Source organism: Siminovitchia jepli (genome assembly GCF_047228825.1).
Lineage (GTDB): Bacteria > Bacillota > Bacilli > Bacillales > Bacillaceae_C > Siminovitchia.
Genome location: NZ_JBFEGN010000051.1, coordinates 15,451 through 27,864, shown reverse-complemented (window position 1 = coordinate 27,864; position 12,414 = coordinate 15,451). Strand labels below are relative to the sequence as shown.

11 protein-coding genes, 1 pseudogene and 1 riboswitch are annotated in these 12,414 nt (G+C 42.6%); of the genes and pseudogenes, 3 read left to right on the top strand and 9 right to left on the bottom strand.

What is annotated here, in order from left to right; translation table 11 throughout:
- The coding region (locus AB1L08_RS15265; RefSeq protein ID WP_413065519.1) for an IS1634 family transposase at positions 1 to 915 on the top strand (915 nt) is incomplete at its 5' end.
- 384 nt (positions 916 to 1,299) lie between these two features.
- Here the strand turns inward: AB1L08_RS15265 and AB1L08_RS15260 are convergent.
- Genes AB1L08_RS15260 through AB1L08_RS15230 form a run of 7 tightly spaced genes read right to left on the bottom strand, consistent with a single transcriptional unit; the run spans position 1,300 to position 7,071 of the window.
- Positions 1,300 to 1,659 (bottom strand): Na+/H+ antiporter subunit G, encoded by a 360-nt coding sequence (locus tag AB1L08_RS15260; RefSeq protein WP_413065518.1) that lies wholly within the window; start codon positions 1,657 to 1,659, stop codon positions 1,300 to 1,302.
- Positions 1,637 to 1,921: a Na(+)/H(+) antiporter subunit F1 gene (locus AB1L08_RS15255; protein WP_413065517.1), complete on the bottom strand. Its 285-nt coding sequence runs from the start codon at positions 1,919 to 1,921 to the stop codon at positions 1,637 to 1,639. The genes AB1L08_RS15260 and AB1L08_RS15255 overlap by 23 nt, the downstream gene beginning before the upstream one ends.
- Positions 1,921 to 2,403: a Na+/H+ antiporter subunit E gene (locus tag AB1L08_RS15250; protein WP_413065516.1), complete on the bottom strand. Its 483-nt coding sequence runs from the start codon at positions 2,401 to 2,403 to the stop codon at positions 1,921 to 1,923. The genes AB1L08_RS15255 and AB1L08_RS15250 overlap by 1 nt, the downstream gene beginning before the upstream one ends.
- Positions 2,404 to 2,434: 31 nt before the next feature.
- Positions 2,435 to 3,919, bottom strand: coding sequence for a Na+/H+ antiporter subunit D (locus AB1L08_RS15245; protein ID WP_413065515.1), 1,485 nt, complete (start codon positions 3,917 to 3,919; stop codon positions 2,435 to 2,437).
- Positions 3,912 to 4,250, bottom strand: coding sequence for a Na(+)/H(+) antiporter subunit C (locus tag AB1L08_RS15240; RefSeq protein ID WP_413065514.1), 339 nt, complete (start codon positions 4,248 to 4,250; stop codon positions 3,912 to 3,914). Before AB1L08_RS15240 ends, AB1L08_RS15245 begins: the two co-directional genes overlap by 8 nt.
- Before the next feature lie 3 nt (positions 4,251 to 4,253).
- Positions 4,254 to 4,676 (bottom strand): Na(+)/H(+) antiporter subunit B, encoded by a 423-nt coding sequence (locus AB1L08_RS15235; RefSeq protein WP_413065513.1) that lies wholly within the window; start codon positions 4,674 to 4,676, stop codon positions 4,254 to 4,256.
- Positions 4,663 to 7,071: a Na+/H+ antiporter subunit A gene (locus AB1L08_RS15230; RefSeq protein ID WP_413065512.1), complete on the bottom strand. Its 2,409-nt coding sequence runs from the start codon at positions 7,069 to 7,071 to the stop codon at positions 4,663 to 4,665. The genes AB1L08_RS15235 and AB1L08_RS15230 overlap by 14 nt, the downstream gene beginning before the upstream one ends.
- 244 nt (positions 7,072 to 7,315) lie before the next feature.
- Here AB1L08_RS15230 and AB1L08_RS15225 point away from each other — a divergent pair, with 244 nt between their 5' ends.
- Both AB1L08_RS15225 and AB1L08_RS15220 read left to right on the top strand, forming a co-directional pair.
- Entirely contained in the window at positions 7,316 to 7,585 is a 270-nt protein-coding gene (locus AB1L08_RS15225) for a hypothetical protein (protein WP_413065511.1), read from the top strand.
- Positions 7,586 to 7,593: 8 nt separating this feature from the next.
- Positions 7,594 to 8,295: an adenine nucleotide alpha hydrolase family protein gene (locus tag AB1L08_RS15220; protein ID WP_413065510.1), complete on the top strand. Its 702-nt coding sequence runs from the start codon at positions 7,594 to 7,596 to the stop codon at positions 8,293 to 8,295.
- 105 nt (positions 8,296 to 8,400) lie between these two features.
- Here AB1L08_RS15220 and AB1L08_RS15215 read toward each other — a convergent pair whose 3' ends face one another.
- Together AB1L08_RS15215 and mgtE are read right to left on the bottom strand one after the other, a co-directional pair.
- Positions 8,401 to 10,320 (bottom strand): heavy metal translocating P-type ATPase, encoded by a 1,920-nt coding sequence (locus AB1L08_RS15215; protein ID WP_413065509.1) that lies wholly within the window; start codon positions 10,318 to 10,320, stop codon positions 8,401 to 8,403.
- 364 nt (positions 10,321 to 10,684) lie between these two features.
- Positions 10,685 to 12,015 (bottom strand): annotated as a pseudogene (gene mgtE, locus AB1L08_RS15210) (magnesium transporter).
- 216 nt (positions 12,016 to 12,231) lie between these two features.
- Positions 12,232 to 12,403: riboswitch (M-box (ykoK) riboswitch) on the bottom strand.
- Between the last annotated feature and the right edge of the window lie 11 nt (positions 12,404 to 12,414).

Here is a 12,414-nt window from a genome sequence, read left to right as displayed (position 1 = left end):
CAGGCATACAGGAATGAAGCCGATTGGGTCCGCATTGGCCCCTTGAATGACAAAAAGGATGCCGCAACCTACCGGATTCAAGGGGCCGAAGAGGAACTATACGGGCGTGATTATCGCTTTGCCATCGTACACTCCTCCACCCTCGATCGAAGAAAGCAAAAAAAGATTGACAAGCAGATCAAAGAGGAACAATCAAAAGGGGAAAAGTCCATCAGGGAGTGGGGGAAGGTAGAGTACCATTGCCGGGAAGACGCCGATGCCCGATTGACGGAATGCCTGAAGATGCCGTTGAAATATCATAGGCTGGAAGGCAGGGTTGTGCAAAAGGAACAGATCAAGCGGCGTCCTGGACGGCCTTCCGAAACAGAAAAACCGCCCACCAAGACATTTTATGTCTGTGAATTCACCCTTGTAAGGGATGAGGAACAGATTCAAAAACAGCGGGATATGGAAAGCACATTCGTCCTCATAAGCAATGCGAGCCGGGATAAAGTGCCCTCAAGCCTAGATCTGCTTCGCAGGTATAAATCACAGATTGAAGTGGAGAATCTTTTCAGGGCCTTGAAGCATCCATATTTTGTCCATGGCGTATTTTTAAAAAATGAAGACAGGATCCTTGGGTTGTGCTATGTCCTGGTGATAGGGCTTCTCATCTACGCACTGATACAGCGTAGGGTGAGAATCAAGATTGCCGAAGAAGATAAACCGTTGCGACTATACGGAAAAAATTTTTACAGACCAACAGGAAAGACGATTCTCGAGCAGTTCGACTATATAAGTGTAATAGAATTCAAAGATACATCATTCACAGACGATAAAAGAATGGTGTCGAATATGAACGAAACAACGCAGCTGATATTACAGTGGTTGGGCCTTGATGAGAGCATATACCTAAAAAGGAACGGGGCGAGATAATCAAAAAATGTCGGGCGGAATGGCCAAAATGTCGAAATAAGGGGAAGGAAAAACATTCCCCTATTCAAGTACGCCTTTTTAGGGACAACCCCTGAAGAAAAAAAGTGAAAAATGTCATTTTTCTATTTTACAATCTGACATAATACGATTAGCGGAAAATAGGTTTGAGTAGAAAAAGTCGGTGTTTTTTACAAACATTGGCCTTTTTTTACCTGTTTTCAGAATAGCTGATATGCAAAATAATATCTTTATCTATACTTCAAATAGATAAATTGGTCCACATTGGTGAAATAGATGACATTAAAATCAGCACCAATATTATGGTGGATGTGCAATAAAACCCCTCATAAAGAGGGGTTTTTGCGTTATTCGCCGATCCTTTTTCTATTGCCTTTTCCCTTCCAAAACTGGTTTCAATTCATCCTCCACAGTATCTTCCGTCATCTGTACATTTGCGCGGTAAGCTGCACGGATAATCAGGTGGCCCGATACCGGGGCAGTAATAAAAACAAACAAAATGCCGAGTATGAGGCGGACACTTATAAAATGATCCGTCAGCCAAATATACATAAATGCTCCCGTTAGGGACAACAGTACCCCCAGAGTAGAACTTTTTGTCGCTGCATGGGATCGGGTATACACATCCGGAAAGCGAATAATGCCCAATGCACTAATGATGCTGATGATGCCCCCCATTAAAATGAGTAACACAATGACAAATTCACCGATTTCGCTTGCGTTCAATGATAACACCCCTCTCGACATATTTTGAGAGGGCAATCGTGCTGATAAAAGCAAGGATGCCCAAAATAAGAATCACTTCAAGAAACGCTTTTGTTTCAAGCAATATCGAAATGATGGCAATGGCCGAAATCAGGTTCACCACGATCATATCCATGGCAACAACCCGGTCAGGAATGGAAGGTCCGCTAATAATGCGATAAAGCGCAATGGCAATGGCGACAGAAAAGAGAACAAGCGCAGCAGTCAGCATGATTTTAATCATTAACGGGTTACCTCCATGATGGCTTTTTCAAACTTTCCAAGAGAACGCAGCAATGATTCCTTATACCGTTCGATATCCAGCGCATGTATATAGAACACATTTCCTTCAGGCGATACCTCCATCACGACGGATCCCGGTGTCAGCGTCAATAACAGGGCAAGTGTTGTCACTTCCCAATCACTCTTTAACTCCGTTTTATATGAAAATATGCCTGGCTTGACATCCACCTTTCTGCTTACAATATGTTTGATCACCAAAAAAGCAGACAAAAATAACTCCCAAATAAAAATAAAGATCAATTTTAATACGTAATAAAAACGTTGAAGATAAAACTGCTGCCCAAAAAAGCGATGCATCAGAAATATAATGACAATACCGGCTAAAAAACCGGTAAAGAAAGTGGAAAACCTTAACTCATCTTCATCATTTAAGACCATCCAAAGAAAAGCGATAAACAAATTCAAAATAAATTGGGCAGGCATGATCCCACCTCCTTCTCAGGAAGATTGATTCTTATTCATTTTGATTGAGTACAGCTTCAATATAAATTTGGGGATTTAATAATGTGGATGCCGCATCCCGTACATGGGGGACAAGCAGCTCTGTACCAAAACCTAAACCGATGGTGGCGGCAGCCAGCAATATATTCGGGAATATCCATCCTTTTTTTAGCGGTCTCTCCTCTTCTTCAGCAATAATTGTTTCTCCCCAAAAGGCCTGCAGAAAGATGCGAAGCAAAGAATAAAGAACAAACATGCTGGAAATTAAAGATAAGGAAAGCAGAATATAAGATTCGCCTTCGATTGCTCCTTGACTGATTAACACTTTGCCAATAAAACCACTAAGCGGCGGTATGCCGGCCAATGAAAGCATAACGATAAAAAACAACCATCCCAATACAGGGTAATTACGAATCAGCCCGCTCATTTCATTCATTTTTCTTGTTCCTGCAAGGGTGATCATCGTTCCCGCAAGCAGGAACAAAAGGGCCTTCGAAATCATATCGTGGACAAGGTAAAAAATGGACCCTTCCATGGATGCCGGCGTAGACACCGCCAGTCCGACCATAATAAAACCCGCGCCGATAATCACATTGTAGGAAACGATCAAACGAATATCATTATAGGCAATGGCACCGATACTTCCTCCGACCAACGTGATTCCGGCCATAATTCCAATGACCGTATGGGTAATTTGCGGTTCATGATAAAAGAGAAGGGAAAATATCCGGAACATGGCATAAATGCCGACTTTCGTCAATAAAGCACCAAATAAAGCAGCAACAGCGGCCGGCGGTGCACTGTAAGAACCCGGAAGCCAGAAATAGAGCAACAATGCGGACTTTAACGCAAAAACAATGAGAAACATGATGCTGATAACGGTTAATATCGGGGTCTGCCCGGCTTCTGCAATTCGCTGGGACAAATGGGCCAAATTCAACGTGCCCAGCGTACCGTACAAATAAGCGATGGCCACTAGGAAAAACCAGGAGGACAACACGTTAATGGCAACATACTTTACCGATTCCCTTAATTGAATTTTTGTACCCCCAAGGGAAATGAGTATATAAGACGCCAACAGCATGACTTCAAAGCAAACAAATAAGTTAAACAAATCGCCCGTTAAAAAAGAGCCATTCACGCCTGCCACCATAAAGTGGACAAATGGGTAAAAAAACATTTTTTCATACGACTCCCCTATTGAATAAAAGGAATAGAGAAGACATATGGAGGTGACAATGCTTGTGGACAAGACCAGAAGCAGCGAAAAGGAATCAGCCACAAAGATAATGCCAAATGGCGGTTTCCAGCCCCCGAAGTCAAGCCGTATAATCCCATTGGCCTGTACAAGCCTTAATATGTATAGACTAATGCCTGATGTCAGAACCATCGTCCCCAAACTGATCCAGCGCTGGGTTCGGATGAAAGGGCGAAGAAAAACTAGCAAAATTCCCGTCAAAATGGGCAGAACCATGGGCAATACAATTATATTATTCATGTTCAGAACCTCTGAAAGAATCGGAATGAGCGGTTCCGGCACCTTGATACGAACGATAGGCCAGAACAAGAAATACGGCCGTTACGGCAAAGCTGATCACAATGGCCGTTAAAATAAGGGCTTGCGGCAGCGCATCTGTATAAGCTTCAGCATTTTCTCCCAACAAGGGTACATCGCCTTTTTTTAATCCACCCATTGCCATCAAAAGCAGATGGACGGCATGAGAAAGCACCGCCGATCCCAAAATTACCCGCAAAAGATTTTTGGATAGAATCAAATATGTAGCCACAGATACCAGAACACCCGCCAATATGATCGTCAACGTTTCCATATGTTAAACATCCTCACTTATGCTTAAAATAATCGTCACAACCACGCCAACCACGGTTAAAGCGACACCTGCTTCAAAAAGGGTAATGGACGCCAGCCCGATTTCGCCGTAGTAAGGAATGCCGATATAAGCAAACGCCTGACTCAAAAATGGTTTGCCGAACAATATGGAACCTGCGCCTTCAGAGACGGCGATCAACACTCCCAATGCGGCTACTAGCTTAAAATCAAATGGAATCCCCTTCTGTATGGTTTCAACATCGAATGTCAGCAACAGCAGAATAAACGCTGAAGCGAGTACGAGGCCGCCAATGAATCCGCCCCCTGGCGTGTGATGCCCCGAAAAAAATAGGTAGACGGCAAAGGTCAAAATAATGAACACCACAATTTTTGTAACGGTCTTTAGGATAACATTATTGATCTCCAACGTTTTCTCCCCCTTTGCCGGCCTTTAATTTCGTTAAAGAATATACGCCAATACCGGCGATGAACAGGACCACCACTTCAAGCATCGTATCAAATGCCCGAAAATCCCCGATGATCGCATTCACAATATTTTTGCCCCCTGACAGTTCATAGGCTTTTTCATAATAGCCGGAAATGGTTTGAAACAATCTTTCACTTTGAACCGATAGAGCTACCATTATAAAAATGGCACCAACTGCAACGGAAATAAGCATGTTGAACAGCTTCGTTCCCGGAGCCCTCTTCTCCTTTTCCCATGTTGGCAAGAAAAAGAAGCAGACCAAAAACAAAGCCGTCGTAACCGTCTCGACCGCGATTTGTGTCAGCGCCAAATCGGGTGCGCGGAAAATAACAAACAAAAGAGCTATGCCATATCCGAGAACGCCGTTTAAAAGTACAGCTGTTACTCTGTATTTGGCGAAAGGAATGGCCAAGCCTGCTGCCATCATGACAAAAACGATCAGCCATTCATAGGGGCGGATTTGGGCATTGCCGGATGCATCAAACGAGAATGCCTCCGTCAGAACCAAGGTACCGCCGATCATTACGATAAAAAAGATAAAAATATAAGTTACATAATGGCGAAGGACACCTGTCATATAAGAACTGGTGAGGCGCAAAGAGGCTCTCTCGGTCCATTCCAGTGTTTTGTTGTAAAAAGCATCGAAAGACAAGGCAGAGGGAAGCCAATAATAGATGCCTTTCCATTTTGGCAAATACTTATAAAGCAGCACGCCCAAAACAACGACACCCAGCGTCATGAACAATTCGGCATTAAAACCGTGCCAGGCCGAAATGGGATGAATGAAGTCCGCCACTCCTTCAAGCGTCGGAAAAATCCCCTGCATGGCCGGCCGCAGCAAGTAATCACCGACGATATTCGGAAAAAAGAATATCCCCAAAATGGATATGGACAACATAACGGGAGAGATTAACATGCCAAGCGGCGCTTCATGGACATCAAATTCTTCGGTCTTCATCCGGGACTGGCCAAAGAATGTTTGAAAAACAATAATCATACTGTAAACAAAAGTAAAGACACTAGCGGTCCAGGCAATTACCGGAATAAGCCCGCTCCATGCAGTTAAGGAAAAAAGATTGAGGTGGCTGGCATCCAAAACAGCCGTAAAGAACATTTCTTTGCTCAAAAAACCATTAAAAGGCGGCAGCCCGGCCATGGAAAAGGCACCAATCAAAGCGACGGTAAAAGAAATCGGCATAATGGACATGAGCCCGCCCAGCCTGCGAATATCCCTCGTTCCGACTTCATGGTCAACGATGCCCACAACCATGAACAGGGCTCCTTTGAAAGTGGAATGATTGATCAGATGAAACAGTGCAGCAAATATGGCCTGGGCATATATGGCTGTTTCGGTACTGGAGCCCATGCGAAGGGCGGTTGAACCAATACCGAACAAACTCATAATCAAGCCCAATTGACTGATAGTGGAATACGCAAGCAATGCTTTCAAATCCGTTTGGCGAACAGCAGTAATCGATCCCCAAAATAAGGTTGCCAGTCCAAGCAAGGTAATGATCCAGGACCATATCTCATCACTTCCAAATATGGGAGTAAAACGGGCCACTAAATATATTCCCGCTTTTACCATGGTGGCGGAATGCAGATAGGCACTGACAGGAGTCGGTGCTTCCATGGCATCCGGAAGCCAGATATGAAAAGGAAACTGGGCCGATTTTGTGAACGCTCCTATAAGCAGCAAAATCAGGGCCGGGATAAACAATTCATGATTTACATCTATTTTTTTGATCGTTTCCTGAATACTCATCGTACCAGTCATCATGTAAATCATGATAAAGCTTACCAGCATGGCCAATCCGCCGCTTACTGTAATCAGCAGCGCTTTTTGCGCTCCGTATCTCGATCTCTTCCTATGGAACCAAAATGCAATCAGCAGAAAAGAAGAAATACTCGTAAGTTCCCAAAATACATAGAACACCAGCAGGTTGTCCGAAAAGACAACACCGAGCATACTCCCCATAAACATCAGTAAATATAAGTAAAAATGTAACAAAGATTCCTCTGGGGATAAGTAGTAAATGGAATAGAGTATTACAAGAATTCCTATACCCGTAATTAATAGTCCAAATATCATGCCGAGTCCGTCGAGGTATGTAGCAAAATTGATGGCAAATGAAGGAATCCAATCGAACGTGTGGTAATAGGTGTCCCCTCTCGCGATAGAGGGAATATAGCCTGCAAGCGCTATAAATAATGCTGCCGGTACAAAAAGTACGATCCAGCCGATATGAAAGGCCACTCTTTTATAGATAAAAGGAAGGAGAATGGCAGCCAAAAAAGGGATTAAAATGATCGTATTTGCGGTGAACAAAATCATGCCTCCCATTCTAAAATAAATATTTCACGGGGCAGCTCTTTAAAAGATCATTATTTCCCATGCAGTACACAAAAAAACGAATATGCATAAGATATTCAAGGCAGGGGAAAACAACATCAGGAAACCCTTCATCCATACTTGACTCTTTGATTGGCTCGGGAGATAATGGGAAACCATAGGATCTCTTTTTTTATTTAGTTCGGTTTGAGAAGTGTTGAGCTCAGCCGGTTGAGCAGGAAATTTTTTGGAACCGTTACGATTGGGAGGACGGACTGTAAAGCGGCTTATTTTAAATCACCATACGGTATTTGATGGATTTTCCTTCATTATTATACACGAAACTGGCATTTTCCGCACAGAAGATGCTGATTCATTTATCGCCCAGGCGTTTCTTTTTAAAAAACCTTTGGGAAGTATTGAATTTACCTGGACTTTCATTTATAATAACAAGGTTTTATACGATGGTGTGCCGGCTGGTTTCAACATTTTGATGGATAATGTACTTTTGAGGTGAAAATTGTCATGAAAAAAATAAAGGGACGGATGGATGAGAGTATTCTCGTTTGTGTATATTACGGCCCAAACGGAGAACGGTTAATTAAACGCGGTTCCAAAATTGCCAATATGCTGGATTGTCCTTTATATATCCTGACAGTGGATCCACTTCCATTTGACGAGTTCGATGCAGAAAAATCCGCCTACATCGACAGGTGGAAAGAACTGGCTGATCAACTGGGGGCAGAGGAGTTTATTTTGAGGGATAATGAAAAACGTCCTTTCGCCAAGGTGATTGCCGAAGTTGCCCACCGCTATAATATCACGCAAATTGTGATCGGCCAAACCGCCCAAAACAGATGGGAAGAAATTACAAAGGGGTCTTTCGTCAACGTCCTTTTAAGAGCCATCTCTTTCGTGGATATTCATATCGTGTCCATTGACCGGACGGTCCACACCGAAGAAGATGTTGCCTTTGAACCCGGCGTTCGCTGCTATCTGCTTAAAGATGGAGCTGGCTACCGTGTAAGTTTCGCCTATCAAAAGGACATTTGTTACGACGGCATCTTCTTTAAAGATATAGGGACTGACTTTAATAACGGGATATTCAAATATGTATACAACGGAACAACATACCAAGTGCGCGTACATGATGACAAAATCATTGATCCCATAAAAACGCCGAAAAATGTAAATTGCCATGATGTGAAAAAAAAGGAAAAAGAATAACCCATAAAAAGGAAAGGCCGGCAATCTTTTAAGCTGGCCTTTCCTTTTTATGTTTTACATATTTTGATGTTCCATATTACGTCGCCGGTACGGGGAAATTCCCGGCTATTTTAAAAGCCGCAAGCTGTTCAATATAACAAGAATTGTGCTGCCTTCGTGCCCAATAACACCTAATGGCAAATCAAGCAATTGGGTAAAGTTCGATAAAATCAGCAATACAATAATCCCGATTGAAAAGAAGATATTCTGCTTGATGATCCGGTTCATTCTTTTTGAAAGCCGTATCGCTTCCGGGATGCGGAGCAGATCATTTTTCATCAGGATCATATCTGCTGTTTCCAGAGCAACGTCTGTTCCGTCGCCGACAGAAATCCCCACATTGGCTGTTGCAAGGGCAGGTGCATCGTTAATGCCATCCCCAACCATGGCAACAGTTCCGTATTTTTTCTTTAGGTCCTTCAAATGGATTGCCTTTTGTTCCGGCAGACAATCTGCTATATAGTCATCCACATGGCTTTCCCGGGCAATGGCTTGAGCTGTTTTGACGTGATCCCCTGTCAGCATCACTGTATATATGCCCTGTCTTTTCAACTGATCAATTGCATCCATCGATTCTTTTCTCACCATGTCTTTTAAGGCGATTACTGCGGCCAATTCATCATCCTTTCCGGCATAGACAATCGTTTTTCCTTCATTGGCCCATTTTTCGGCTTCATCATATAAATCATGATCGGCTTTTTTAATGTCAACAAAGCTTTTCTTTCCTATTTTCCAGTTTTGGTTTTTTACAGTCGCCTTAATTCCGAATCCTGCTACATTTTCCAAAGCGTCGGGTTCAACGAGCGGTTCGGAAAAATGTTCTTCGGCATATTGTAAAATGGCATTGGCAAGAGGATGATTGGCATGTTTTTCTATAGATGCTACTGCCAGCATTACCTGGTCAGTGTTTAACCCCTTTCGTACAACGATATTTGCCACTTCGGGCTTTCCTTTCGTTAATGTGCCGGTTTTATCAAAAGCAACCGCCTTTAAATTACTTAATTGCTCCAGATGAATTCCGCCTTTAAACAAAACTCCTTTCCTTGCCCCGTTGGAAATGGCCGATAAAGTGGCCGGCATGATGGAAGCGACGAGCGCACACGGCGAGGCAACAACGAGCAAAATCATGGCCCGGTAAAAAGTCTCTGTCCAGCTCCATCCCACTAGATAATGGGGCAGAAACATCATTAAAAAGACAACTGCCAAGACAATTTTTACATATCTCCCCTCAAATCGCTCAATAAATAGCTGTGATGGGGATTTCTCACTTTGGGCAGTCTGAACAAGCTCGATAATTTTTTGAAAAAGCGATTCCTCAATCGGCTTTGTGATTCGGACAGTGATGGCTCCATTCACATTCATGGTCCCACCAAAAACTTCATCTCCCAATCCTTTGGAAACAGGCATGGATTCACCAGTGATGGCCGATTCATCCAATGTTGTGCCGCCTTTCATAATTTCTCCATCAGAAGGAACCCTTTCCCCCGGTTTGATCAGAATCAGGTCACCAACAGCAAGCTCGGAAACATGCACCCTTTCTGTACCGGATTTTGTGATCCGCCATGCTTCTTCGGGCTGAATTTCCATTAACGCCGATATCTCTTTTTGGCTTTTATTCATCGTATAAGTTTCCAATGCACCGCTGATGGCAAAAATAAAGATCAAAATGGCGCCTTCCATCCAGTAGCCGATTATGGCAGATCCGATCGCTGCCATGATCATCAACATCTCTACATTAAGCTCTTTGTTCCGGATCGTATTTGTAATGCCTTCCTTGGCTTTTGCATATCCCCCGATCACAAAAGCGAGGACAAAAAAAGCAATTGAAATGGTTTGGGATCCATTTATGTGTATAAGCCAGCCGAGAAAAATAAACAGTCCACTGACAATGGCTGCGATCAGCTCAAAGTGTCCTTTTATTTTTTCCCACGGCCTATCATTTTTCAGTATTGGCTGATTCTTTAAATATGGTGTTGATACATTCACGTTTTCGCCCTCCCTTGTTTTTTTATATCCCCCTATCCAGTTTATAATTATTATTATATAAACATTTTATTAAATTGGCTCTGGGAAGTCAAGTGTAATTGAGAATTTTTTATTATAATTGAGAATTATTATTAATGATAAAGATTATCATTTCCAGTTATATTAGATATTACCCTTTGAAACTAACGATAATCATTATTATTTTGATTTTATTTTCAATAAATGTGTTTTTGTAAAAACAGAGGTAAATGAAGAGGATGCAGCATGTACGGTACGTATTACGAGGAGAATGTATTATATGTCAATTGTTAAAAAACAAAAAATCTGCTCCCACGCCACAACCGGTGAGAGCAGATATCATGTTTTAAATGCTTAATAGTAATTTGGCCAGTGTAAAATAAATGACCAGTCCCGTTCCATCCACCAAAGTCGCAATAAATGGACCGGATACGACAGCGGGGTCAATTCTCAATTTGTGCAGGGTGAGAGGGATTAAAGCAGCGGCGATTGAGGCCCACACCACTATACAAACAGCAGTGACAGCTACAACAAAGCCGATATCAAGGCCAACTCCCAATATTTCAGCCCTGATCAGGGCAACCATTCCCATGACAATTCCCAAAAGCACCCCGGTTGACACTTCTTTGCGGACAACTTTGAAAATATCCTTGAAGCCTACCTCTCCCATGGCCATTGCCCGCACCAGAGTGGTGACAGTCTGTGTACCTGAATTTCCGCCGGTTCCTATTAGCAACGGGATAAAAAATGCCAGGGCAATAACTTGATCCAGCGTATCTTCAAAATACCTCAATACATTGCCCGTATAAGCTTCTGCAACAAACAGGATGAGCAGCCAGCCAATCCGCTTACGAAAAAGACTCCAAACCGAGTTTTTAAAATAAGCTTCCTCAAGCGGCTGACTTCCCCCCAATTTCTGAATATCTTCTGTTGCTTCCTCGTGGATAACGTCAATCAAATCATCTACGTTGATAATCCCGATCATCCTCCGGTCATTGTTTACTACCGGAATGGCGACCAGATCGTATTTGGCCAAAGTATCCGCCACTTGTTCCTGATGTTGATCGACCAACACCGTGATCAAGTCTCCCCTTGCAATTTCTTCAAGCTTCATATTGGGCTTTGCCAAAATGATTTCTTTTAGCGATACGACGCCAGTCAATTTCCCGCGTGCGTCAATCACATAAATATAGGAAACTAAGTCTGCATTTTGGCCTACTTTTTGAATATGATTTAAAGTGTGCTCAATTGTCCAGTACTTTCGTGCCCCTATATAATTTACGGATGCAAGGCTGCCGGCTGTGTTTGCTTCATAGGCCATTAATGCTTTGATTTTATCCCGGTAATCTTTCGGCAAAAAATCCATCAATATCTTCGCTTGATGTGGATGAATAGCCAATAATAAGTCAGCTGCTTTATCACTGGACATGTAATTGATCAGGGTAATGGCGACATTTTCCTCCACATGATCCAATACACGATATTGCAATTCAGGATCCTGGTATTCCATAATCTCAGCCCCTGATCTAGGGGCTATATGCCGGAAAAAATCAATTTGTTCTTTGTGATTAAGACTGTTTATCATTTCGCTAAATCATAAGGCTGATATTTATCCAAAAATGCTTCCATGGCCATATTGTTTTTTTGCTTCAGCACTTTACTTAATTCCTTCGTCATTTTCTTACCCCCATTCATGAAAGAATTCAACCATTGAGGGTAAATGCTCCTTTTGCCTTTAAGTGATTAAAGATGGTCAAACAGACACTTACCCTTTTCATCAAAAAAACCTTATGATCGTCCGATGTGTCTTCGATCATCATCACCTCCCCGAAAATCAAAAAACACCCTCCACGATTGAGGGTGTTTTAACCGCACGCAAATAAAGCGTGCTTGAATACGCCTCAATTCGTTGAGCTTTAGCACTATATGGCATAGGATGACATATTCATCCAGCTGCATTAAAAACCACCTTAATTCGATGGTTTCTGTTGACCCATTGGTGTCTTTAGACGTTTCTGGGCAGCAGCGTATCTCCATATAGGAGCCTCACCTAACGAGGAGTGTTTCATTGTTTTT